Raw genomic sequence first — 25,027 nt, 5'->3', positions numbered from 1 at the left:
AAATTTAGAACGCTAAATGAATATACTTTAACAGGGTGGTTTATAGTTTTTTTGCATAAAAAAGGAGACAACTTATCTAAAGTGCCTCCTTTTGTGTCCCCGAAGGGAGTCGAACCCATATCAACAGAACCGGAATCTGCAATTTTATCCATTAAACTACAGGGACATGCTAGCAAAGATATACTATTTCATGAAAAATCAAAATAGCTAATTACAATCTCTTGCCAACGCTCTCATCTTTAGTCAATAAGATTTAAAGTTAAGTTTACGGCGATATCTGGAGTTCCGCCACCTAGTATTTGGTAGTTCTTATTGTTCCAATCTGCTGCTGTTACAGCGGATTTGCGTAAACCATGCATCAAGACAATTTTCATCGGAATATTGCTCGCGGTTTGCAATACTTTCCAATTACTTTGTAAACCGACTTGCTTATCCAAGTAGGTAAAGTTGATCTGTTCCTGAGTAGGGCCTACGAAGAAAAATTGATGTTCATCTGCATCGTCAGCGATCTCTTGTTGAACCTCATGGCCATCAAAATCATATAATTTTAGATTCATATCGTAGTTTCCTTTTTTCAGATTCAGGACCTTAGTTTCTTTATCTGTTGCATCTATACTAACAACTACTGATGCGTTGGTGGTTTTTTCTGTAAATGTTAAGGTCATCGTTTTCATTTCCTCATTATCATGTTCGTGGACAGGGTCATCTTTCTTACATGAGTTGAAAAGGAGTACGGCTGCGACTAAGATTAATTTGCTGCTGTTAATGATTTTTTTCATGATCGTTATATTTATATGTATTAAAATGTGTAATTGATTGTTAGTTGTACATTTCGGCCCACTCCGTGACTGTAATAACGGAATAGATCTGTATAAGATTTGTATTTGCTATTCAATAGATTTTCCACCAGTAAGCGTGTCTGCAATTTATTGTTTCCGAGCAGGGAACCCAGGCTTATTGATCCATTTATTAATTGATATGCCGGCGGAGGAGGAGCCATTTCCATACTTGCGGTAGACATAAATTGCTTGGCATAAACCTCTTGGCCCAACGCAAATTTTAAATCTTTCATCCAGTTATGATTTCCTTTTACTAAATAGGCTATTTCATGGGTATAAGAAAGAGGAGGAATAAGGGGTAAATAATTATGATCATCTAAATTTCGCGCATAGATGAAAGAGGAATTGGCACTATATTCTAAATTTTCTTTAATGAGGTATCTTCCTTGTATATCGATTCCTGTTAGTAGCGCATTGTTTTGGCTGTACTGCCAAATCGGAAAAGTACCTGAAAGATTTTGTATGTATTCAGAAGTGGGGTTCACATAGATGTAATGATTAATGAAGTTGGCATAGACATCGATATTTAAGAAATTTTTCTTTTCATGAATATTTAAACTTGTGATCCATTTCAAACCTTTTTCTGCTTTTAAACTCGCGTCACCTCTTTCGTACCTTGCCGTACTTTGATGTATGTTTTGACTGTATAATTCTTGTGCAGAAGGTGCTCTCCATGCCAGTCCTAGATTTGATTTTAAAACCATGTGGTTATCGATAGAATAGGATACACCCAGATTGGTCGATAGGTTGTGAAATTGATTGTCTCCTCCATAAGGCTTACCATAGAAATCATATCCTGCCGCATCAAAGTTTTTGAAATCATAACGCGCTCCCAGTTCGTAAGCCAGTCGATTTCTTTGCCATTGGTAGATACCATATGCCCCGATGTTGACTGCACTATAATTAGGAATCAATGGTGTATTGAACGTACCGACAACATTATTATTGACCTGTGTCTGTGCTTGCAGTCCTGTGATGAGTTTTTGGTCGATACCTTCCACGGTATAGGATACATCTAGCGCATGCGAGCGCAAAATCATATCCATGCTAGGAGTAGCACTGCGACCCGCCCGTCTTTTATCATATTCCTTGCGGTGATTGTTTTGGAAAGCATATTTTATGGATAATGTTTTGTCACTGCTCAATTGTTGGTTATAGGCCAATTGAAGTACATCGTGTTTGACCTCTTGACGTGGCGCTTCGATACCGTATGAGAATCCGAATATTTCACTAGGGTAGGGACGTCCATAAGCAATACGCTCTTGAAACGAAGCTAAATCTCCGATATGGGTTGATGACAATATACCTGCTTCATTATGATATTGCTTATAGGAAACTTCAACATTGGCATTCTTGTATTGATAATCAACAGCGGCATTTAAATTGTAAATGCGTTGTCCTGTATTGTTGAGGTAGTAGTCTGGAGTTTTTCTATTCCCACTTTTGGTATAATTTCCATTCAAGGTCCATTTTAAACCCGGGATAGGAGAATTACCTTCTAAGTTCAATGCTCCCTGCATACCTTTGCCATTGGTAAATCCATTGACACTGATTTGTCCCCTAAGACTGTCAACTTTGTTCCAAGGTTTGGATGACAGTAAAACAGCACCACCTAAAGCTTCTCCTCCATATCGAAGGCTTTCTGCTCCCTTCACGACCGTAATGGAGTGTGCTGCGTAAACATCAATTTCTGGTGCATGGTCATTTCCCCATTGTTGACTTTCTAATTTCATCCCATCATTCAATATGGCTAAACGATTTCCATAAAGCCCATTAATAATGGGCTTGCTGATCGTAGAACCTGTCTGTAGCAGCTGCACACCAGAAACTGTTTTTAATACTTCCGCTAAGGAACGGTTGCGGTTTTCGGATAATGACAACGCATTTACCTGCTGTGCAATTTGTGTTTTCGCGGCAGTTTGATAACCATACACTTGCGTTTCAGCAAGTTTTTTAATATCTCTTTTCAATCGTATGATAATGGGCTGATTGTCTTTTATATAGGTGGTGTCATTTTCATAACCCACTAATGAAGTTATCAACTTTAGCGGTAAGCTGCGCTCCGGGTTAAATTTAAATTCACCTGAAAAGTTAGTCGTTACAGGCTTTCTGTGGCCTTCATAGTGGATATTTGCGCCATGAATGGGGGCAGTGTTTCCCATGTCAATTACCTTTCCGCTTACCGTCCTTTGTTGTGCATATAAAGTATGAGAGGTACCTATGCTTAGAAGTGCCGGTACCATGATAGCAAAAATGCTGAGTTGTTTTGTTATGCTTGATTTAATCACGGGTCAAAAATACAACAATGTTGCATTATTTGAAAATTATAATGCAACATTGTTGTGTTAAATTTTTAAAACCGTGTTTTATGACTTTAAATCAATGCTTTTAGTCTGCTTGGATATCTGTTATATGAAGTTATGACATCCATCGTTAAGGGATAAGAAGATATCAAACTTTAGCTTTTTGAAGCGATATTAATTTTATTTAGTTTGATAAAATATCTAAAATAGCGTAGAACCAGGTTATAAATGCACTATTCTGGGTATAGGGGATCAAACGCTATTTACGAACGCGGATGATATTGTGTAATCACACTTTGCAAATAGTCGCGGTCGATATGGGTGTATATTTCTGTCGTTGTAATACTTTCATGCCCGAGCATATCCTGTACTGCGCGGAGATCTGCTCCCCCTTCGACCAGATGTGAAGCAAAACTATGACGAAAAGTATGGGGGCTTATGTTTTTTTGGAGACCAATTTTTGAAGCGAGATCCTTGATGATGATGAAAACCATCACACGGGATAGCGCAGCACCACGTTTATTTAAAAAAACGAAATCTTCTTGACCGGATTTGATTTTGATGTGCGCTCTTACTTCGTTAATATAGATTTTTAAATATTTTATCGCTTGACGACCAATAGGTATTAAGCGTTCTTTATTTCCTTTTCCTTCGACTTTGATAAATTCGATATCCAGGTATAAGTTCGAGATTTTCAGATTGACCAATTCAGATACACGAAGACCACAACCATATAGTACTTCTAGGATTGTTTTATTGCGCATACCTTCTGGAGTCGATAAATCGATCGCATCGATCAGCTGATCAATTTCTTGGATATTGAGGACGCCGGGTATTTTTCGAGCTATGCGAGGAGCTTGGATCAATTCGACGGGATTATTTTCCCAGTCGTACTCCAAGAGCAAGAAATTATAGAAAGTTTTGAGCCCAGATAAAAGACGTGACTGCGTAAATGGAGAGATACCAAATCCATTTATCCAGATCAAAAAACGTTGGATATCTTTACTGGTTATTTGCTGTACTGCCAGATTATTTTCTTCACTATAAACTTCCAACTTGGAAACATCATTGAGATACGCTTCAATAGAATTTTCGGAAAGACCACGCTCAAATTTCAAAAAACGAGCAAAATCTCTTTTAAAATGCACCCAATTATTTTCTTCTATCATCGTGACAAAAATACAACAGATTAATTGTACTTTCGAACATTAATTTTATAAAACAAACTAAATTAAAAACTTAAGGTAAATCAAAAAAATGAGATTTATTAAACCAATTGCATTAACATTTTTGTTGCCAGCCATCTATTGTACGACCCCAAGTACAGCGGCAACAGCATTCCGTGCTGAAGCGAGAGCAATTTTAGCACAAGACACCGTCAGCTGGAATCAAAATCTTCCATTTGACAATGAAGTCGTTACAGGTAAACTGAAAAATGGTTTTACTTATTATATCCGTCGCAACGTGGAGCCTGAAAAAAGGGTAACCATGTATTTGGCTAATAAAGTAGGTTCAATTTTAGAAACAGACGAACAGTTAGGTCTTGCACACTTTTTAGAGCATATGAACTTTAATGGACTGAAGCATTTTCCAAAAAATGAATTAGTCAATTACTTGCAAAAAGCAGGTGTACGTTTTGGTTCTGACTTAAATGCCTATACCGGTTTTGATGAAACGGTGTACCAATTGCCCATTCCATCTGACGATCCAGAACTATTGAAAAATGGTTTACAAGTGATGCGCGATTGGGCGCAGGATGCTCTGTTATCTGACGATGAAATTGATAAGGAACGTGGTATTGTCATGCAAGAAATGCGTGGTGGTAGAGGAGTAGGTCAACGTTTGCAGGACCAATATTTTCCGATCGTTTTAAATGGTTCACGCTATTCCAAGCGCATCCCAATCGGTACAGAAAAAATCATTACGACTTTTAAACCGGAGACTATCCGTCAATTTCACCAAGATTGGTACAGACCAGATCTACAATCGATCATTATTGTTGGTGATATCGATGTTAAAGATATGGAAGCGCGCGTAAAAGCCCTGTTTTCTGATTTAAAAACTCCTGCTAAAAAGTTGGAGCGTACCAAATACAATGTTGATTTATTGAACAAAAATCAATTTATTGCAATCACGGATCCTGAATTGCCGTACACGGTAGCTCAAATCATGATTAAAAGTAAATCCGAGAAAACAGTAACAGTAAAGGACTATAGAAAGGAGTTGTTGATTTCATCTTTTAATACGATGGTGAGTGAGCGTTTTTCAGAAATTATGCAACAAGCAGATGCGCCATTTATGCAAGCTGGAGGTAGTATAACTGATTTCATCGCGGGCCTAGATGTATTTTCGCTCATGGTGGTTCCAAAGCCAAATCAGCTGGAACTTGGTTTCAAAAAGATGATGACCGAATTTGAAAGAATTCAAAAGTTTGGATTTACACAATCTGAATTGGATAGAGCGATCATAGCTATGAATAAAGCCAACGAAACCTCTTATGTGGAAAGAAGTAAAAAGAAATCGGATAGCTATGTTAATCGTTATTTGAATAATTTTTTAAAGGATGATGCGGCTTTGAGTAACGATGACAGTTACAAAATTACGAAACAGCTTTTGCCGACATTGACATTGACAGAAGTGAATGCATTGATTTCAAAATATTACACTGACCTGAATCGTGATGTCATTATCATGGGGCCTGAAAAAGATAAGGCTACTTTACCGACTGAGCAGATCATTAATACGTGGATAAAGGATGTGGAGGCTCAAAACCTGACAGCCTATGAGGACAAAGTATCTAAATTGCCGCTATTGTCTAAAGAGCCAATAAAAGGGACTATTGTTTCTGCAAAAGAGCTAAAAGATATCCAGGTAAAGGAACTGACGTTAAGTAATGGCGTGAAGGTTATTTTGAAACCTACTAATTTCAAAAATGATGAAATAAGAATTTCTGCATTTAGTGAAGGTGGATCATCTCTATATCCTGATTCGGACTATTATTCTGCGAGTAATGCAGCAGGCTTAGTGGATGCAAGTGGGTTGGGACAACTGAATAATGTAGAATTGCAAAAATACCTGACAGGTAAAAATATTGGGATCACGCCTTATATTTCCGAACGATATGAAGGATTATATGGAAGTTCTGATAAAGAGGGATTAAAAAATGCCTTTGAATTGATTTATGGATATTTTACTGAACCACGATTGGACGATGATGTATATCAAAGTATCATTACCCGTACTCTAGGAAGTTTGGAAAATCGTGATAGTAATCCATCGAATGTATTCTCTGATAAAGTAAAAGAAACACTTTATGGCGATAATGTCAGAAGGAAAAATGCAACGGCAGAACTGGTAAAGACAATTGATAAAAATCGTGCTTTCCAAATTTATAAAGAACGATTTGCGGATGCATCCGACTTTACATTTACGATTGTAGGATCTTTTACCGAGGAGGAAATCAAACCTTATCTAGAGAACTATCTTGCAGCCCTACCTAATTTAGGTCGTAAAGAATCTTATAAAGATCTGGGTATTGTGGAGCCGGCAAAAGGAAAACGTGTTGTTGTTCAAAAAGGTAAAGAGGATAAAGCTTCTGTACAGTTAGCTTATTATGGAGACTATACCTACTCTGAAGATGAAAATATAAATATGGATGCTTTGGAAAGTATCTTGACCATTAAATTATTGGAACGTCTTCGTGAAGCTGAAAGTGGAGTTTACAGCGTAGGTGCATCGGCTAATTACGGTAAGTTGCCACGTGGTCGCTATACTTTTGGTATTGGTTTTGGCACCGCGCCAGATAAAGTCGATGTTTTGATAAAATCTGCGGTTGACGAAGTCGCTAAAATAAAGAAAAATGGACCTGTTAAGGAAGATATCGAGAAATTCGTAATCGAACAGAAACGTCAATTGGAATTACAGCTTAAAGAAAATGGGTTTTGGGTTGGATATCTTTCTGGATCATACCAAAATCAGGAGGATGTAACTGAAATTTTGAGAAAATTGGATGATCTAAATCAAGTTTCCGTAGAAAGTGTAAAAGCTGTAGCGGATAAATACCTAAAAGATGATCGTATGTTCGAGTTTATTTTGTTACCAGACGCAAAATAAGGTCTTGTTAAAAAACAAATAAAGCTCCTGATTATTTCAGGAGCTTTATTTGCTTCAATATTTTGACTAAAAGAAATCCAGTATTATTTTATTTTTTTAAAGTTGTAGAATTCTTCTAATTCTCCTTTGATTTCTTTTCCCTCTATATCTAATTTCTTCATCATTCCTTCCCCAACTTTGTATTTGCTTTCACCATCTTTCTCTTTTAAGATAATGGAGCCACCATCAGGAGTCCATGTGAAAGTCCCCGTTTCTTTGAAAGGTTTACCTTTTTCAAGATATTCTTCAGATTTTTCATATGTTCCGTCCATATTTAAAGTTAGGATAACATGGATACCCGTACAGTCTGCGCAGGGAAGAGTGCCTTCATAAGTTCCCGCCCAATCGACGGAGTTTTTGGTATTGTGTTCATCGTAAGATACGCTATCTTGTTTACCAACAATGGTACTACTATCTTTACCGGAGCTTTCTTTCTGTTGTGTTTGACTGTTACAAGCCGAAAATATAGCTGCAATGACCAAGAGACTTATGATGTTTTTTTTCATGTTATTTTTATTCTATTAACCTGTAGAAATGTGTCTTTGAGATTTACACTTGAGTAAAGCTACAAAATAATTTTTATTTTCTTTCCGAGTGCCCCAAATCCTTATCGGGGTTAATGTGGTCCCTTATTAATTGTTTCAATTCCTTAACTTCCGGAAATCTGCCCCTATCTTTACGGTCAAATAAAGGGAGCAGATCAATTGATATGGTATATTTTCCAGCAGTTTCACTTGGAATTAATAAGATCCCATGAATATCTTCTGTAAAAGTGCTTAACAGCTCCTGTGCCATATAAGCCGCCCGCAACATCCAGTTGCATTTTGGGCAGTACTCAATTGAAATGGTTGGTTTTTGTGTGTTCATAAATACGCAAGGTCGAATCTATAGCGAAGATAAGTGATTTTGTTTTTATATGTGTAGATTTTAAAGTTTGACATTCAGCTCATGCTAACAGATCTTTGATCATTAGCCAATTTTTAAGGAAGTCATAGCCAGAGATCCTCCAACAGAGCTGTCATTAAACAAGAACAGATCGTCTTGTTTATCCTTTAAAGCTAGGCTATAAATCAAGGGTAGATAATGTTCTGGAGTTGGAATGGCAAGATCAAATGCTTTTCCTTGATTTCTAAAGTCAATTAACGCATGGTGATTGCCCTCCATGATATATTGTTTCATTTTTTCCTTTGCTTCTAGTGCCCAATCCCAGGCAAAACCAGATTCGTTTAACTTATCCCACGCGACCATTCGTAGATTATGGACCATATTTCCGCTGCCGATTATTAAAACTCCTTTTTGACGCAAAGAAGCTAATTCTTTTGCAAGTTCGTAATGATATGATGCAGGTTGTGTATAGTCGATACTCATTTGAATAACCGGAACAGCTGCATCGGGGTATAGATGTTTAACCACTGACCAAGCTCCGTGATCGAGGCCCCATTTGTTATCGAGCAGAACATCTGTTTTGGTAATAATCCTTTTGGTCTCCTGAGCTAAAGCTGGACTTCCCGGAGCAGGGTACTGCACGTCGAATAATGCCTGTGGAAATCCACCAAAATCATGAATAGTAGGAGGGTTTTCCATAGCGGTGACAAATGTGCCCCGGGTTTCCCAATGTGCTGAAATAACAAGAATGGCAGTTGGTTTTTCAAATGTCTTCCCGATGTTTCGAAAACCATCGACAAACTCATTTTCTTCAATCGCATTCATTGGACTTCCATGACCTAAGAACAAAACTGGAAATTTTTCTGTTGCCTCAAAGTTTTGAGATAATTCTCTTAAGGAACTTACTTTTAAAGCAGCTCCTGTTAGTGGTAATGCAGCCATAGCGGTTATAAATTTTTTTCTATTCATTTTAGTACTCCTGATACCGATTCGCTAATTTGAAGTGATTCGTTAATAAGTACAAATATCGGGGAGATTACAGGAGCGGGGTATTGTTTTTTGGAAAGAATGTTGTGTTATTTGGAAATAATGCTTTTCATGTCCGTTCTAAATTCACTAGGTGTCTGACTTGACTTTTTCTTGAATACATTTGTAAAATAAGCTTTATCGGTATACCCTAATTCAAAACCAATCTCCGATATGGTTTTATCCGTATTCATCAGCAAATTTTTAGCTTCAATTAATTTTCTGGTTTCAATAATTTCAGAAACACTTTGCTGTAATATCTGATGACAGATCAGATTGAGTCCGCGTGCACTCATAAAAAGTTTTTCTGCATAGAAATTCACGGATTCGGGACGATGATAATTTTCTTCTAGAATCGTTAGGAAATTTTTAAAAGTAGTACTTGAGTTGGAAAGTGTCGGTAATCCTTCCGGATATTGTTTTCTGTATTCAGACTCGATCATGGTAAATAGCGTACTTAACAGTTGCCGAACAATTCCAAGATCACTTTGTCCTTCCTGCATCTCGTCGGCAATCATTTGAGCAATATGGGTTAACCTTTGAAAACAAGTTGAATATGTGATGCCAAAAGTAGCATGGTCGTGGAAATGATTATAAAGTTGAAAAGTGGTTTCTGGAATAAATTCACTTTTGAATCTTAAAACCCAAAATAAACATTTGCCATCTGTCGGGTGGGGCTTCACACGATGTGTCTTTCCTTTGGTTACGAAACTGATAAATGGTGCTTCATAAATTTCAGATTTGAAATCAATAAAATGTTCTAATTTTCCTTCGAGGCCAATAATGAGTTCTTCGAAATCATGCTGATGAATGTTATTCTCACTATGAGCGATGCGGTTTGCTTCTGCTTCATCAACTTGGTATATTTTGAAAATCTCCTTCAACGCTTATGTTATTTGTTAAGTTTAAAGTTATACAAAATATGTAATAATCTTAATCGTTATATTTTTTATGCGCTCTGATCGATGATTTCATCCGATTGATTATAGTCCATGGTTAGATGGAAATGTCTTGTTATTGATGATGATTGATCGAGTTCTTATCGCTTATACCAATGGAACATCCATACGGTCGGGCATTATGGCTGTATGGGTGATCAGAGAAGTGCAAAATTATTATCTTTTTTTGTACGCTATATATAGGAGTTAATGCACCTGTATATTGATCTACTAAAACTACATACCAAATTCTGACCAACTTCGTATTTAATACCGGTATAGTAGGGGGATAAGAGGGGGTTTATAGGGGGTTAGTAGGGGTACGCCCCTACTAACCCCCTATAAACCCTAAGTAATGTCTGGTGTATTCCCCATTTAATAGTGAAGTTGGTCTGTAGTTGGTCAGAATTTGTCTTTAAGATCTGGTATATATTGAAAAGTAACGGAGTATCGAGTAACGCAGTGATGTAGTGACGGAGTAAAGCAGTAACATAAAAGGGTAACGCAGTGATCGAGTAACTAGGTAACATAGTAACGGAGTGACGAAGTAACCGAGTAACGCAGTACTTGTATGATGATCCCATATATGGACAGGTGACGGGCGTGTCCGCACACAGATGATCCCAGACCAACTAACAATGTGATCCATAGCAAAAGGTAATCCATATCCGACCCAGCATGATCATCAGGCGGCATCCAGATAAATTATCGGTCACATTTATAGCCCTTTACCGTGCCACGGTAAACTATTTCCGGAAAACATTAGGAAGTGAAGGATAAAAGTTCCTATCTTTGCACCACTCCGCAAGGGAGGAACGGCCGATCCGAAAGGGGAAGCACTGAAAAAAGAAGGGTTTAATTTAGTTTAAACGCAGAAACAGAAGGAAAACAAAAAAATAAATTTTCACATTTATTTTGGAGATGCCAAAAAGATTTCTACCTTTGCAGTCCCAACGGAAACGAAGGGAAAACAAACAAGACCGATACCGGCGCAATGCCGACATCATATAAAGCCGAAGCGAGATGCGGGAGCGAAGAAAGTTCTTTAAAAATATAATCATGTAACGTAACGAGTAGTGTTGAGAAACAACGAAAGTTAAAAAAATCAACCTGTTCAATTTTAGAATTAGAAATAAAATACAAGACAATTCTATTTATTATAAATAGTCTTGATCTTACACTTCATTTTACAATGGAGAGTTTGATCCTGGCTCAGGATGAACGCTAGCGGCAGGCCTAATACATGCAAGTCGGACGGGATTCAGGGAGTAGCTTGCTACAAACTGATGAGAGTGGCGCACGGGTGCGTAACGCGTGAGCAACCTACCCATATCAGGGGGATAGCCTCTCGAAAGAGAGATTAACACCGCATAACATCATTTACCGGCATCGGATTATGATCAAATATTTATAGGATATGGATGGGCTCGCGTGACATTAGCTAGTTGGAGGGGTAACGGCCCACCAAGGCTACGATGTCTAGGGGCTCTGAGAGGAGAATCCCCCACACTGGTACTGAGACACGGACCAGACTCCTACGGGAGGCAGCAGTAAGGAATATTGGTCAATGGAGGGAACTCTGAACCAGCCATGCCGCGTGCAGGATGACTGCCCTATGGGTTGTAAACTGCTTTTGTCAGGGAATAAACCTTTCCACGTGTGGGAAGCTGAATGTACCTGAAGAATAAGGATCGGCTAACTCCGTGCCAGCAGCCGCGGTAATACGGAGGATCCAAGCGTTATCCGGATTTATTGGGTTTAAAGGGTGCGTAGGCGGTCCTATAAGTCAGTGGTGAAAGACGGCAGCTTAACTGTCGCAGTGCCTTTGATACTGTAGGACTTGAATCTATTTGAAGTGGGCGGAATAAGACAAGTAGCGGTGAAATGCATAGATATGTCTTAGAACTCCGATTGCGAAGGCAGCTCACTAAGTTAGTATTGACGCTGATGCACGAAAGCGTGGGGATCAAACAGGATTAGATACCCTGGTAGTCCACGCCCTAAACGATGATAACTCGATGTTTGCGATACACAGTAAGCGTCCAAGCGAAAGCGTTAAGTTATCCACCTGGGGAGTACGGTCGCAAGATTGAAACTCAAAGGAATTGACGGGGGCCCGCACAAGCGGAGGAGCATGTGGTTTAATTCGATGATACGCGAGGAACCTTACCCGGGCTTGAAAGTTAGTGAATGATCCAGAGACGGATCAGTCCTTCGGGACACGAAACTAGGTGCTGCATGGCTGTCGTCAGCTCGTGCCGTGAGGTGTTGGGTTAAGTCCCGCAACGAGCGCAACCCCTATGTTTAGTTGCCAGCACATTAAGGTGGGGACTCTAAACAGACTGCCAGCGTAAGCTGTGAGGAAGGTGGGGACGACGTCAAGTCATCATGGCCCTTACGTCCGGGGCTACACACGTGCTACAATGGATGGTACAGCGGGCAGCTACATAGCAATATGGTGCTAATCTCTAAAAGCCATTCACAGTTCGGATTGAGGTCTGCAACTCGACCTCATGAAGTTGGATTCGCTAGTAATCGCGTATCAGCAATGACGCGGTGAATACGTTCCCGGGCCTTGTACACACCGCCCGTCAAGCCATGAAAGTTGGGGGTACCTAAAGCATGTAACCGCAAGGAGCGTGTTAGGGTAAAACCGATAATTGGGGCTAAGTCGTAACAAGGTAGCCGTACCGGAAGGTGCGGCTGGAATACCTCCTTTCTAGAGCATTCAGGATTGAAGCTCGTTACGTACACACATGGTTTATATAAGAAACAAACAAGAGACAAAACATTTGAAGAAATGTGCCCATCCCTGATTGGATGGTCCAGAGAGATAGAAAGATAAGCTAGTCCCGTAGCTCAGTTGGTTAGAGCACTACACTGATAATGTAGGGGTCAGCAGTTCAAATCTGCTCGGGACTACCATTAACACCACGGGGAATTAGCTCAGCTGGCTAGAGCACCTGCCTTGCACGCAGGGGGTCATCGGTTCGACTCCGATATTCTCCACAGGTATCCGCGCCGTATAAGATATTTACGGCACATAAAGCGGAAACAAAGAGTTCTTTGACATATTGAAAGAAAAAAAATTACAAGAGAAGACAACAGTAGAGACAATACTGTGGTGTGCTTGATGTATTATGAAGACCCTCGGTCAAGGCCGAACGGATTAATGCGTAGCACCATGGTTATATATATCAAAACGCAACCCATAGTAGCAAAAGGGCTATGAGGTGAAGAAAGTAAATAAGGGCACACGGGGGATGCCTAGGCTCTCAGAGGCGATGAAGGACGTGATAAGCTGCGATAAGCTTCGGGGATTAGCAAATGTGAGATTGATCCGAAGATTTCCGAATGGGGCAACCTAGCATACTGAAGGTATGCTGTAAAATACGCGAACGCGCTGAACTGAAACATCTAAGTAGGCGTAGGAGAAGAAAATAATAATGATTTCCCAAGTAGTGGCGAGCGAACGGGAAAGAGCCCAAACCAACTTTGTTACGGCATGGTTGGGGTTGTAGGGCTGCGAAGTGGCATTAGCAAACAGAAGTGGAATGGGATGGGAAGCCCAGCGATACACGGTGATAGCCCTGTACACGTATAGAATGCTAGCCTAGCAGTACCCTGAGTACCGCGGGGTCGGAGACGCCCTGTGGGAATCTGTCAGCACCATCTGATAAGGCTAAATACTCCTGAGAGACCGATAGTGAACTAGTACCGTGAGGGAAAGGTGAAAAGAACCTCGAACAGAGGAGTGAAAAGAACCTGAAACCGTGTGCTTACAAGCGGTCGGAGCTGGCAGGTCCAGTGACGGCGTGCCTTTTGCATAATGAGCCTACGAGTTACTCTTGTCTGGCAAGGTTAAGTGGTTCAGCCACGTATCCGAAGCGAAAGCGAGTCTTAATAGGGCGCATAGTCAGATGAGGTAGACGCGAAACCTTGTGATCTACCCTTGGGCAGGTTGAAGTTGCAGTAACATGTAATGGAGGACCGAACCGATAAACGTTGAAAAGTTTCCGGATGACCTGAGGGTAGGGGTGAAAGGCTAATCAAACTGGGAAATAGCTCGTACTCCCCGAAATGTTTTTAGGAACAGCGTCGGCATGGAGTCTTATAGAGGTAGAGCTACCGATTGGGTGCGGGGGAGTCAAATCCTACCAAATCCAGACGAACTCCGAATGCTATAAGATATGGCCGGCAGTGAGGCTTTGGGTGCTAAGGTCCAAGGCCGAGAGGGAAAGAACCCAGACCATCAGCTAAGGTCCCTAAATATACGCTAAGTTGAACTAACGAGGTCCGATTGCCTAGACAGCTAGGATGTTGGCTTGGAAGCAGCCATTCATTTAAAGAGTGCGTAACAGCTCACTAGTCGAGCGATCGGGCGTGGATAATAAACGGGCATCAAGTGTATTACCGAAGCTATGGATTCATACTGAAATATGTATGTCTGGTAGGGGAGCATTCTATTTACGGCGAAGCGGTCTGGTAATGGGCCGTGGAGTGGATAGAAAAGCAAATGTAGGCATAAGTAACGATAAGGCGGGTGAGAAACCCGCCCACCGAAAGACTAAGGTTTCCTGATCAACGCTAATCGGATCAGGGTTAGTCGGGGCCTAAGGCGCATCCGAAGGGAGCAAGCCGATGGACAACTGGTTAATATTCCAGTACTTTTTATAACTGCGATGTGGTGACGGAGTAGTGACACTGCCGCGAACTGACGGAATAGTTCGTTAAAAGGCGTAGGTATAGGGACGGTAGGCAAATCCGCCGACCCTGCTGAAACCCAATAGTACAGCAAAGCTTCGGCGGCGCTGATAGAGCAGGTAAACAGACTTCCAAGAAAACCCGCTAAGCTTCAGGTTATAAAAACCCGTACCGTAAACCGACACAGGTAGTCGAGGAGAGAATCCTAAGGTGCTCGAGTGAATCATGGCTAAGGAACTCGGCAAAATGGCCCTGTAACTTCGGGAGAAGGGGCGCTTCCTCCAGCAATGGAGAAGCCGCAGTGAAAAGGCCCAGGCGACTGTTTAACAAAAACATATGGCTTTGCAAAATCGAAAGATGAGGTATAAGGCCTGACACCTGCCCGGTGCTGGAAGGTTAAGAGGGGATGTCATCGCAAGAGAAGCATTGAATCGAAGCCCCAGTAAACGGCGGCCGTAACTATAACGGTCCTAAGGTAGCGAAATTCCTTGTCGGGTAAGTTCCGACCTGCACGAATGGTGTAACGATCTGGGCGCTGTCTCAGCCATGAGCTCGGTGAAATTGTGGTATCGGTGAAGACGCCGATTACCCGCAACGGGACGGAAAGACCCCATGCACCTTCACTATAGCTTAACATTGGAATTGGGTACAGGATGTGTAGGATAGGCGGGAGATGTTGAAGTGGCTTCGCCAGGAGTCATGGAATCAACCTTGAAATACCGCCCTTTCTGTATTCGGTTTCTAACTCGGTCATGCCGAGGACATTGTTTGGTGGGTAGTTTGACTGGGGTGGTCGCCTCCAAAAAGGTAACGGAGGCTTTCAAAGGTAAGCTCAGTACGCTTGGTAACCGTACGCGGAGTGCAATGGCATAAGCTTGCTTGACTGTGAGACCAACAAGTCGAACAGGGTCGAAAGACGGACATAGTGATCCGGTGGTTCTGTATGGAAGGGCCATCGCTCAAAGGATAAAAGGTACGCTGGGGATAACAGGCTGATCTCCCCCAAGAGCTCATATCGACGGGGAGGTTTGGCACCTCGATGTCGGCTCGTCACATCCTGGGGCTGGAGAAGGTCCCAAGGGTTGGGCTGTTCGCCCATTAAAGTGGCACGCGAGCTGGGTTCAGAACGTCGCGAGACAGTTCGGTCCCTATCTGTTGTGGGCGTTGGAAGTTTGAGTGGATCTGTCCTTAGTACGAGAGGACCGGGATGGACTGACCGCTGGTAAACCAGTTATGCCGCCAGGTGTACGGCTGGGTAGCTACGTCGGGAATAGATAAGCGCTGAAAGCATCTAAGTGCGAAACTAGCCACGAGATGAGACTTCCTTATAGGGCCGTAGTAGACTACTACGTTGATAGGTTGCAGGTGTAAAGGTAGAGATATCATAGCTGAGCAATACTAATCACCCGAAGCTTTCTCAAGCAACGCAGACACTGTTGTCTTCCTCTTTTAGTTTTTCTTTCAATTGTCTATAGATTAGTATGTTGGATGGGATATTTTATATTTCATTTTTATGACTAATAAAAACATTTTAGGTGCCTATATCGGCGGTGTCTACCTCTTCCCATTCCGAACAGAGCAGTCAAGCCCGCCAGAGCCGATGGTATTGCCGTAACAGGTGGGAGAGTAGGTCGGTGCCTTTTTTTATACAGAAGCCCTTGCTAAGCAGCAGGGGCTTTTTTGTGCGCTAAACTTTTTCTGTCTTTCGGATCAGCATATTCCAGTACCGGTGCTTTAGAACAAGCCATTCCGCTGCTACAGTATAATCAATAGCGCTGACGCAGCAATTAACAATCCTGCTGCCGCAGATAACCCCTTTCACAGCCAAAGATATCGACTTGCTACGGCAGTACTGCAGACGTAGCACAAGCATATTTCTTCTCCTTCATGTCCGAGCTGGTTCCGGATATGGCTATTGGCGGCACGGTTCCACTTCAAGCTCATCCTCCATATCCACGCCAGGCAACTCCTGCTTTTGAAATACGCTTATAGCCCACCTGCTGAACTACTCTAAAATTGGTTTTCTGTCTTCAGTTTGTAAGCGATGTGGTTTCCTTTTGAATGGATCTACATGAGCGGTGCTGATAAGATATTTTGCTTACTACCTGAGCGATTATCTGTTTGAGCGTTTCTTGCTTTCCTATGATCTGGTTTGACCAATTACCTTATCAGTTTTATATTTTAAACTAAATCCATTTTATGAACAATACGTCTGGTTTATTCTAATATGCGTTGTATGGCGGTAGTTTTTACAACAGAGAAGTAGTATTAGCCTTGGTAGTCAGTATTTTGATGACTAATGATTTTAGATTTTTCTAATATAAAAAGGCTAATCACCTCTTGTAAGATGATTAGCCTATATCTCATGATTGACCATAAATCATCAAGATCGACTAATGATGAACTTTAATGTCATCTTATGTTGTGATATATAAATAAAGAATAGTCGCTATTGCGCTTCCAATAAGTGGACCTACTACAGGTATCCAGGCATAGGCTATGTGGAAGGATTTTTTATTTTTTATGGGTAATAAAGCATGTACAATCCTTGGACCTAGATCACGTGCAGGATTAATGGCATATCCAGTAGTTCCCCCTAATGAAAGGCCAATTGCCCAAACGATGAAACCTACTGGTAATGCTCCTATAGAACCTAATCCAAAAGTTTCACCTTGGTGTGTAGTGGGATTAGTAAAATGTAAAATTGAAAATATTAATACAAAAGTACCAACGATTTCACTGATCAGATTAATCTTAGGATTAAAAATAGCAGGTCTTGTGCAGAATACAGCTTCTTTAGCACCAGCATCATCGGTTTGTGCGAAATGATCTTTATACATACACCAAACTACAAAAGATCCAAACATAGCACCTAACACCTGCATCAGGATATATTGCATACCTAACATTAGTGTCATCTTATTTAATATCAAATTGGCTAATGTGACCGCTGGGTTGAGATGTGCACCGCTATAGGGACCAGCGATGATAACGCCTGTAAATACGGCTAGAGCCCAACCTGTACTGATGACCATCCAGCCGGCATTGTGTCCTTTTGTGTCTTTTAAGACCACGTTTGCGACGACTCCACCTCCCAATAGAATAAGCACTGCTGTACCTATAAATTCTGCGATTAATGCATTCATATCAGTTATTCTTAATGGTTAACATCATAATTGGCCCAAAATTTCACTGTTTCTACAGCTCGTTTCCATCCTTTAAGCGATTCTTTAACAGATTGATCGGGTATTGGCGTAAAGGTCCTATCTATTTTCCATTGTTCCGATATTTCCTCAATATTTGCCCAAAATCCTACGGCTAAACCTGCTAGATATGCTGCTCCTAATGCGGTTGTCTCGACGACTTCTGGGCGTAAGGTAACCACATTTAAAAAATTAGCTTGGGTCTGCATTAAAAAGTTATTGGAACTCGCGCCACCATCTACCCGGAGTTCCTTGATATCCGTTTGTGCGTCGGATTGCATAGCACTTAATATATCTGTAATCTGAAAGGCTATTCCTTCCAGTGCAGCACGAGCAATATGTGCCGCATTTGTTCCTCTAGACATCCCTAAAATCGTACCCCTTGCATACGGATTCCAATGTGGTGCTCCTAATCCGGAGAAAGCTGGTACGAGATACACGCCATTACTATCGTGTACACTTTCTGCCAATTTTTCAATTTCTTGAGCATTTTTAATGATGCCTAATTCGTCCCTCAACCACTGGACTACTGCTCCACCTATAAACACACTGCCCTCTAGTGCATATACCACTTGATCACCGATTTTCCAGCCAATGGTGGTTACCAAATTATTTTTGGACAGAATGGGTTTGGAGCCTATATTCATCAACAGAAAGCAGCCTGTTCCGTAGGTGTTTTTTACCATCCCCTTTTCGGTGCACATTTGTCCAAAAAGAGCCGCTTGCTGATCTCCTGCAATTCCAGCTATTGGCACTTTGCTGGAGAGAATCTGTCCTGAAGTATGGCCATAAATTTCAGATGATGATGCCACTTTTGGAAGCATGCGTTCGGGAATATCGAATAGGGTCAAAAGCTCGGTATCCCAGTCTAAGGTTTCGATATTGTATAGCATGGTTCTCGAGGCATTGGACACATCCGTAACGTGAACTTCGCCGTTTGTTAAATTCCAAATAATCCAACTATCAACTGTTCCAAAAGCGAGTTCTCCTGCATTTGCCCTTTCTCTTGCTCCTTGAACATTGTCGAGAATCCAATTGATCTTCGATGCTGAGAAATACGCATCTATTCGAAGGCCGGTTTTACTCTGAATAAGATCTGCATATCCTTGCTTTTCGATATTTTTACAATAATCAGCAGTCCTTCTGTCTTGCCAGACTATCGCATTATAGATGGGTTCGCCTGTTATTCTGTCCCAAACAATAGTAGTTTCTCTTTGGTTGGTAATTCCTATTCCTTTGATATTCTTCGGCGTTATTTTCATCTTGGCCATGACTTCTGTAAATACAGAGAGTTGGCTAGACCAGATTTCTTTGGGATCATGTTCCACCCAGCCTGATTCAGGATAAATTTGTGTAAACTCTTTTTGTGCTACCGCTTCAATTTTTCCAGATTTTGAAAAAACGATCGCTCTTGAACTTGTAGTGCCTTGGTCTAGTGCCAAAATATATTCAGATGTATTCATGGGACAAGGTTTATTGTGATTGGTAATCGTATTGTTTACAAAGGTTTAAAAATGAGGTTAATTGATCATCTTGCCATGCAGTTGATCGGTCTAATTCTTTAGCCATGATTTTCACGACAAGGGGAGCTGCTTCTATTGCTGCTTTGGCATCCAGAAATAATATACGCATCCTCCTCGCCAATACATCTTCTACACCTCTAGCCATTTCATTTCGTACTGCCCACACGACTTCTGCCGCGATGTGATCAAATCTTGGATGTATTTTTTGAGCTAGATCTGGATTTTCTGAAGCTAAATCTTGGATTAACTTTGCATCGGATCCATAAAATTGCCAGTGACCTTCTTGTTGGTCTTTGTGATAACCATGGATTTTTAATGTCTTGGTAACACATGGTTCATCCCTTAATTTTCCAATTTCAATAGCCTTGTTTACCGTTTCTTCTGCCATTTTCCGATAGGTGGTCCATTTTCCACCGGTGATGGTGATTAAACCTGATGGGCTGCTGATTAATTTATGATCTCGCGATATCTCCTTCGTCGAAGTTGAATTCGAATCTTTGGGTGCAGCTAAAGGTCTTAATCCTGCAAATACACTTAATATATCGGCTCTTTGTGGTGCAGGATTTAAATAATTTTTAGCGGTATCAAGAATAAATGCAATCTCCTCCTCTAAAGGTCTTGGTTCAATACTATGTACATTTAAGGGGGTATCTGTTGTTCCTAACAAAATATGATCGTGCCATGGAACTCCAAACAATACGCGACCGTCTGTTGTCTCAGGAATCATAAGAGCATCTTCTTTGCCCAAGAACTTTTTATCAATAACAATATGTGTTCCCTGCGAAGGTCTTACTAGGTTTTTATGGTTGGGAGATTCCATTTTTAAGATATCATCTACAAAAATTCCTGTGGCATTGATGACTGTTTTTGCTTTAATTTGAAAACTTTCACTGGACTCCGTGTCCGTAAATGAGATACCCGAAACCAGTCCTTCTCCATTTTTATGAATAGCGTTTACATCACAATAATTTAAAATCGTAGCTCCTAATGTATGTGCTGATTGTGCTAAATTAATAGCAAATCGCGCATCATCAAATTGTCCATCGTAGTAAATGATACCTCCTTGAAGACCTTGTTGTTTAACTGAATGAAGTTTGGAGACGACTTGTGCATTGGATAGAAATTTAGAATTTCCAATTCTATACTTGCCAGCCATCCAATCGTACATCTTTAAGCCGATAAGAAATTTCCATTTACTAAAGAATGAATAACAAGGAATGATAAAACTTTGTATTCGTGCCAAATGAGGAGCATTTTGAAAAATTAAGCCTCTTTCGTGTAAAGCTGAATAGACGAGCTTGATATCGCCGTTCGCTAAATAACGAACACCCCCATGAACCAACTTGGTACTTCTGCTGGATGTTGCCTTGGCAAAATCGTATTTTTCCAGTAATAGGGTTTTGAATCCTCTGGATGCTGCATCTACAGCAATACCAAGTCCAGTAGCTCCACCTCCGATGATGACGATATCCCATTCAGAAGTGCTTTTTACCGCTGTTAAACTTGTGTTTCTATTAAAATTAATCATATATGTATCGTTTTTATTACGATTTATTTCTTTTTGTTGTGAAATTGCAATAATCAAATATAAATGAAACATTTTAATAATCAAACGAAAGCTTACGAAAGTTGGTTTTATTTATTTCATAATAAGTAGTAACTTGCATCATAAATTATTGAATTTTTATGAATCTTGTAGATAGACATGAATATATCTTAGCGCAGTTGAAAAAGTCTGATCATATAACGGTGATGCAGTTGTGTCAAGATTTAAATGTTTCCACTGTAACCATTCGAAAGGATTTGAAGCAGTTGGAAGATTCTAATTTACTTTTTCGAACACATGGTGGTGCTACCAATAAAAATCCTTATATTATAGACCGTAATGTTTTTGAAAAGGAAAAACATTATTCGAATGAAAAAGCACTCATCAGTAAATGCGCTGTTTCTTATATGGAGTCTCATGAATCTATTATTATTGCTTCGGGGACGACTATGCATGCCTTGGCAGATGCCATGGATTCCAGTATGGAACTGAATGTGATCACATCGTCTTTGCAGGTTAGTATGAAGCTCAATCAATTTCCGGCAGTAGAAGTCTTACAGTTACCTGGAATTCTTCGGAAAAGCAGTATTTCTATCTCTGGCCATTATGCTGAACAAATCTTGGGGGATTATTTTTGCTCCAAATTGTTTATTGGTGTTGACGGTATCGATATCACGTATGGCTTGTCTACGACTTCTGGTCAGGAGGCCAAGTTGAATAAAGCGATGATTCAATCTGCACAGAAAGTCATTGTATTGGCAGACTCTTCTAAATTTGGAAGAAAATCTTTTGGACGGATCTGTGCCATTGATGAAATTGATATCATCATAACAGACCAAGGGATTACACCTTATTATAAAGAAGAGATTGAGAAACTAGGCGTTAAATTAATAATAGCTGAATAGAAAAAATAGGCTATGTTGTTCGGAAATATGGTAACAAAATTTGGGATTTTACTCAACCAGATTTTATTATTTTTCTTTAAATTATGTAAAAAAAGACTAAAAATATTGTCATTCGTTAAAGAAATGCCTTTATTTGCACAAATCTCAAATTTAAATGGCTAAAAATTTACTCATAGTAGAGTCTCCAGCGAAAGCGAAAACAATAGAAGGGTATTTAGGGAAGGACTTTTTAGTGAAGTCTAGTTACGGACATATTCGTGATTTGGTGAAGACCGATGATGCTATTGATACAGACAAAGATTTTCAACAAAAGTATGAAGTCCCGAGTGATAAAAAGGCTGTTGTCAGTGAGTTAAAGAAATTAGCTAAAGCTGCAGAAACTGTATGGCTAGCGTCCGATGAGGACCGCGAAGGAGAGGCCATATCTTGGCATCTGTTTGAGACGTTGGGATTAAAGGATGAGAGTACCAAGCGTATTGTATTTCATGAGATCACGAAACCTGCAATTTTAAAAGCCATTGAGAATCCACGCAAAATAGATTATAATTTAGTAAATGCACAACAAGCACGTCGTGTATTGGATCGTTTGGTCGGATTTGAACTTTCTCCTGTATTATGGAAAAAGGTGAAACCTTCATTATCTGCAGGACGTGTTCAATCTGTCGCTGTCCGTCTGATCGTCGATCGTGAGCGTGAGGTGATCAGATTTAATGCTGAGGCATCCTTTCGTATAGTTGCTTTTTTCCATACTGGAAAAGTTAAAGATAGTTTTAAAGCAGAACTACCACATCGCTTTGCAACAGAAGCTGAAGCTAAGCAGTTTTTAGACGATTGTAAGACTGCAGAGTTTGCTGTGAAGAGTTTGGAAACAAAACCTGCGAAACGAGCTCCTGCGGCTCCATTTACGACTTCAACATTACAACAAGAGGCTAGTCGTAAGCTTGGGTTCTCTGTAGCACGCACGATGCAGGTGGCACAACGTTTATATGAGGCTGGACGTATTACCTATATGCGTACCGATTCTGTTAATTTAAGTGATACTGCAACGGAAGCTGCTGAAAAAGAAATTCGATCTGCTTATGGTGATCGCTATCATAAGCTGAGAAAATATAAAACCAAAACTTCTGGTGCTCAAGAGGCCCACGAAGCTATTCGTCCGACTTATTTTTCTGAACATAGTATCGAAGGTGATGCTGCAGAAAAACGTTTATATGATTTGATTTGGAAACGTGCTATTGCTTCTCAAATGAGTGAAGCAGAGTTTGAAAAAACATTAGCTAAAATTTCCATATCTACGCGTAAAGAAGATTTATCGGCATCGGGTGAAGTCATGAAATTTGATGGATTCTTAAAGGTTTATTTCGAATCTACGGATGACGATCAAGATCAAACCCATGATGAAGAAAGTGATAATTCATTATTGCCACCGTTAACGACCGGGCAAGCAGTTGTGTTGAAAAGCATGAATGCGACAGAGCGTTTCACCAGACCTCCTGCTCGTTATACGGAAGCGGCCCTAGTGAAAAAGTTAGAAGAACTTGGTATTGGTAGACCTTCTACCTATGCACCAACTATTTCGACGATTCAAAACCGTGGATATGTGGTAAAAGAGGAAAGGGAAGGTCGTTCGCGTGATTATCGTGTATTGACTTTGGAAAATGCTGAAATCTCTGCTGTGACTAAAACTGAAATTACGGGTGCTGAGAAAGGAAAAATGTTTCCAACAGATATCGGTATCGTGGTCAACGATTTCTTAGTTGAGCATTTTAAGGGTATTGTTGATTTTAATTTTACGGCAAAAGTAGAAAAGGAATTTGATGAGATTGCGCATGGTCTGACAGAATGGACCGATATGTTGCGCGAATTCTACGGACCTTTTCATTCGGAAGTACAGAATACGTTGGAAAATGCTGAGCGTGCGAACAATGAAAGAGAATTAGGTGTAGACCCTGTATCGGGTAAGCCTGTATCTGTGCGTATCGGTAAATTTGGTCCTTTAGTTCAGATCGGTGCACAGGATGATGAAGAGAAGCCTCGTTTTGCTTCTTTACGTAAGGGTCAAATGATCGAAACCATTACTTTTGAGGATGCTATGGAATTGTTCAAGCTTCCTAAGAAAGTAGGTGTTTTTGAAGAAAAGGAAATGACTGTTGCTATTGGACGATTTGGTCCTTATATCCGTCACGATTCTTCTTTCTATTCTTTACCAAAAGGTATTGATCCACTGGATGTGACCGAGGAAGAGTGTATTCAGATCATTAAAGAAAAGAGACAGAAGGATATTGAAAAGATTATTCGTGTTTTTGATGAAAACCCTGAAGCTCAAATCGAACAAGGTCGTTGGGGTCCATTCGTCCGTTTTGGAAAGCAAAATTTAAAAATTCCTAAAGGAATGGAAGTGGAGCAAATTACTTATCAGGATGTATTGAAATGGGCGGAAGCCGATGCACCTAAAGGTAAAGCTAAAGTAACGGCCAAAAAAACGGCCACAGCTAAGAAAGCACCGGCTAAAAAAGCTACGACAGCAAAAAAGGCGACGACAACTAAAAAAGCAGCTACAGTCAAAGCAACTAAAGCGAAATAATTGAAATGAAAAAGGATTTACCTGAAAACATTGTTCAAAATATCACAATTGCTGTTGTTTTGGAAAGTGAAAGTCCAGAGTTTAAGGTATGGAATGTCTATTTGATCAATGAGAAAAGTCAAGAGATTCAAAATGTCTTGGTTACTTCAAAAGGATATGGTGAGAAAGATGGTGCTCAGGTACAAACAAGTACATTGCGTCATTTTATTGGAAATGTTGCCGCACATTCTTTTGAAAAAATCGAAGCTATTGACGAACAGGTATTTGGCTTGACAAATGAATACTGGTTGAGTTTTTACATTGATAATATTATTTACGATAAGAAATATATCTTCTTGCCAGAGAGCATCATTGAAGGGAATTTAATACTTGTTCCTTTAGTCAACAAGCTTGGGGTAATCATAGGAGGTATGAATTAG

General features: G+C 40.3%; 14 protein-coding genes, 3 tRNA genes and 3 rRNA genes. 9 read left to right on the top strand and 11 right to left on the bottom strand.

Annotation, left to right across the window (positions count from 1 at the left end):
• Nucleotides 1-94 precede the first annotated feature (94 nt).
• From AC06G9_RS14300 to xerD, 4 genes are all read right to left on the bottom strand, one after another.
• Nucleotides 95-166 (bottom strand) — tRNA-Arg (locus tag AC06G9_RS14300).
• 73 nt (nucleotides 167-239) lie between these two features.
• Nucleotides 240-779 carry a hypothetical protein gene (locus AC06G9_RS14295; RefSeq protein ID WP_094773398.1) on the bottom strand — a complete coding sequence of 180 codons (540 nt, stop codon included), beginning with the start codon at nucleotides 777-779 and terminating at the stop codon, nucleotides 240-242.
• Between the two features lie 20 nt (nucleotides 780-799).
• Entirely contained in the window at nucleotides 800-3,082 is a 2,283-nt protein-coding gene (locus AC06G9_RS14290) for a TonB-dependent receptor (protein ID WP_480956551.1), read from the bottom strand.
• 323 nt (nucleotides 3,083-3,405) lie between these two features.
• Nucleotides 3,406-4,311: a site-specific tyrosine recombinase XerD gene (xerD, locus tag AC06G9_RS14285; RefSeq protein WP_346572389.1), complete on the bottom strand. Its 906-nt coding sequence runs from the start codon at nucleotides 4,309-4,311 to the stop codon at nucleotides 3,406-3,408.
• An 88-nt stretch (nucleotides 4,312-4,399) separates the two neighbouring features.
• On the opposite strand from xerD, the gene AC06G9_RS14280 reads away from it, so the two are divergent.
• On the top strand, nucleotides 4,400-7,255 hold the full coding sequence (locus AC06G9_RS14280) for a M16 family metallopeptidase (RefSeq protein ID WP_480956550.1): 2,856 nt from the start codon (nucleotides 4,400-4,402) through the stop codon (nucleotides 7,253-7,255).
• An 83-nt stretch (nucleotides 7,256-7,338) separates the two neighbouring features.
• On the opposite strand, the gene AC06G9_RS14275 is transcribed toward AC06G9_RS14280, so the two are convergent.
• The 4 genes from AC06G9_RS14275 to AC06G9_RS14260 form a co-directional block, all read right to left on the bottom strand.
• Complete coding sequence (locus tag AC06G9_RS14275) at nucleotides 7,339-7,800, bottom strand: copper resistance protein NlpE (RefSeq protein WP_248753305.1); 462 nt, start codon at nucleotides 7,798-7,800, stop codon at nucleotides 7,339-7,341.
• Between the two features lie 73 nt (nucleotides 7,801-7,873).
• Nucleotides 7,874-8,161, bottom strand: a complete 288-nt coding sequence (locus AC06G9_RS14270; RefSeq protein WP_045752102.1) for an Rdx family protein — start codon at nucleotides 8,159-8,161, stop codon at nucleotides 7,874-7,876.
• A gap of 102 nt (nucleotides 8,162-8,263) precedes the next feature.
• On the bottom strand, nucleotides 8,264-9,148 hold the full coding sequence (gene ygiD, locus AC06G9_RS14265) for a 4,5-DOPA-extradiol-dioxygenase (RefSeq protein ID WP_248753306.1): 885 nt from the start codon (nucleotides 9,146-9,148) through the stop codon (nucleotides 8,264-8,266).
• 107 nt (nucleotides 9,149-9,255) lie between these two features.
• Nucleotides 9,256-10,089 carry a helix-turn-helix domain-containing protein gene (locus tag AC06G9_RS14260; protein WP_346572391.1) on the bottom strand — a complete coding sequence of 278 codons (834 nt, stop codon included), beginning with the start codon at nucleotides 10,087-10,089 and terminating at the stop codon, nucleotides 9,256-9,258.
• A gap of 1,243 nt (nucleotides 10,090-11,332) precedes the next feature.
• Between AC06G9_RS14260 and AC06G9_RS14255 the strand changes: the two genes are divergently transcribed.
• The 5 genes from AC06G9_RS14255 (at nucleotide 11,333) to rrf (ending at nucleotide 16,490) form a co-directional block, all read left to right on the top strand.
• Nucleotides 11,333-12,862 (top strand): 16S ribosomal RNA (locus tag AC06G9_RS14255).
• A 129-nt stretch (nucleotides 12,863-12,991) separates the two neighbouring features.
• Nucleotides 12,992-13,068 (top strand) — tRNA-Ile (locus tag AC06G9_RS14250).
• A 10-nt stretch (nucleotides 13,069-13,078) separates the two neighbouring features.
• Nucleotides 13,079-13,152 (top strand) — tRNA-Ala (locus AC06G9_RS14245).
• Nucleotides 13,153-13,379: 227 nt separating this feature from the next.
• A 23S ribosomal RNA gene (locus AC06G9_RS14240) occupies nucleotides 13,380-16,268 on the top strand.
• Nucleotides 16,269-16,378: 110 nt separating this feature from the next.
• Nucleotides 16,379-16,490, top strand: a 5S ribosomal RNA gene (rrf, locus tag AC06G9_RS14235).
• Together the 16S, 23S and 5S rRNA genes with 2 tRNA genes alongside form the textbook arrangement of a ribosomal RNA operon.
• A 774-nt stretch (nucleotides 16,491-17,264) precedes the next feature.
• On the opposite strand, the gene AC06G9_RS14230 is transcribed toward rrf, so the two are convergent.
• The 3 genes from AC06G9_RS14230 to AC06G9_RS14220 are packed head-to-tail and all read right to left on the bottom strand — an operon-like array spanning nucleotide 17,265 to nucleotide 21,101.
• Entirely contained in the window at nucleotides 17,265-17,993 is a 729-nt protein-coding gene (locus AC06G9_RS14230; protein ID WP_045752260.1) for an MIP/aquaporin family protein, read from the bottom strand.
• Nucleotides 17,994-18,004: 11 nt separating this feature from the next.
• Entirely contained in the window at nucleotides 18,005-19,513 is a 1,509-nt protein-coding gene (glpK, locus tag AC06G9_RS14225; RefSeq protein WP_480956549.1) for a glycerol kinase GlpK, read from the bottom strand.
• Between the two features lie 10 nt (nucleotides 19,514-19,523).
• Nucleotides 19,524-21,101 carry a glycerol-3-phosphate dehydrogenase/oxidase gene (locus AC06G9_RS14220; RefSeq protein ID WP_434443690.1) on the bottom strand — a complete coding sequence of 526 codons (1,578 nt, stop codon included), beginning with the start codon at nucleotides 21,099-21,101 and terminating at the stop codon, nucleotides 19,524-19,526.
• Between the two features lie 158 nt (nucleotides 21,102-21,259).
• Between AC06G9_RS14220 and AC06G9_RS14215 the strand changes: the two genes are divergently transcribed.
• The 3 genes from AC06G9_RS14215 (at nucleotide 21,260) to AC06G9_RS14205 (ending at nucleotide 25,027) form a co-directional block, all read left to right on the top strand.
• Nucleotides 21,260-22,024: a DeoR/GlpR family DNA-binding transcription regulator gene (locus AC06G9_RS14215; protein WP_045752258.1), complete on the top strand. Its 765-nt coding sequence runs from the start codon at nucleotides 21,260-21,262 to the stop codon at nucleotides 22,022-22,024.
• 154 nt (nucleotides 22,025-22,178) lie between these two features.
• Nucleotides 22,179-24,608 (top strand): type I DNA topoisomerase, encoded by a 2,430-nt coding sequence (gene topA, locus AC06G9_RS14210; protein ID WP_480956548.1) that lies wholly within the window; start codon nucleotides 22,179-22,181, stop codon nucleotides 24,606-24,608.
• A gap of 5 nt (nucleotides 24,609-24,613) precedes the next feature.
• A complete protein-coding gene (locus AC06G9_RS14205; RefSeq protein WP_045756028.1) occupies nucleotides 24,614-25,027 on the top strand; it encodes a hypothetical protein in 414 nt (137 codons plus the stop codon).

It is taken from the genome of Sphingobacterium sp. MAE (genome assembly GCF_056711605.1).
The sequence above is the reverse complement of the archived record's forward strand: the minus strand, read 5'-3'. Positions and strand labels throughout refer to the sequence as shown.

Bases quoted from the DNA above. Each gene is read 5' to 3' on its own strand.
- AC06G9_RS14215 (WP_045752258.1), top strand. From the start codon at position 21,260: ATGAATCTTGTAGATAGACATGAATATATCTTAGCGCAGTTGAAAAAG.
- AC06G9_RS14270 (WP_045752102.1), bottom strand. From the start codon at position 8,161: ATGAACACACAAAAACCAACCATTTCAATTGAGTACTGCCCAAAATGC.
- AC06G9_RS14280 (WP_480956550.1), top strand. From the start codon at position 4,400: ATGAGATTTATTAAACCAATTGCATTAACATTTTTGTTGCCAGCCATC.
- AC06G9_RS14275 (WP_248753305.1), bottom strand. From the start codon at position 7,800: ATGAAAAAAAACATCATAAGTCTCTTGGTCATTGCAGCTATATTTTCG.
- topA (WP_480956548.1), top strand. From the start codon at position 22,179: ATGGCTAAAAATTTACTCATAGTAGAGTCTCCAGCGAAAGCGAAAACA.
- AC06G9_RS14230 (WP_045752260.1), bottom strand. From the start codon at position 17,993: ATGAATGCATTAATCGCAGAATTTATAGGTACAGCAGTGCTTATTCTA.
- glpK (WP_480956549.1), bottom strand. From the start codon at position 19,513: ATGAATACATCTGAATATATTTTGGCACTAGACCAAGGCACTACAAGT.
- AC06G9_RS14295 (WP_094773398.1), bottom strand. From the start codon at position 779: ATGAAAAAAATCATTAACAGCAGCAAATTAATCTTAGTCGCAGCCGTA.
- AC06G9_RS14290 (WP_480956551.1), bottom strand. From the start codon at position 3,082: ATGGTACCGGCACTTCTAAGCATAGGTACCTCTCATACTTTATATGCA.
- AC06G9_RS14205 (WP_045756028.1), top strand. From the start codon at position 24,614: ATGAAAAAGGATTTACCTGAAAACATTGTTCAAAATATCACAATTGCT.
- AC06G9_RS14220 (WP_434443690.1), bottom strand. From the start codon at position 21,101: ATGATTAATTTTAATAGAAACACAAGTTTAACAGCGGTAAAAAGCACT.
- xerD (WP_346572389.1), bottom strand. From the start codon at position 4,311: ATGATAGAAGAAAATAATTGGGTGCATTTTAAAAGAGATTTTGCTCGT.
- ygiD (WP_248753306.1), bottom strand. From the start codon at position 9,148: ATGAATAGAAAAAAATTTATAACCGCTATGGCTGCATTACCACTAACA.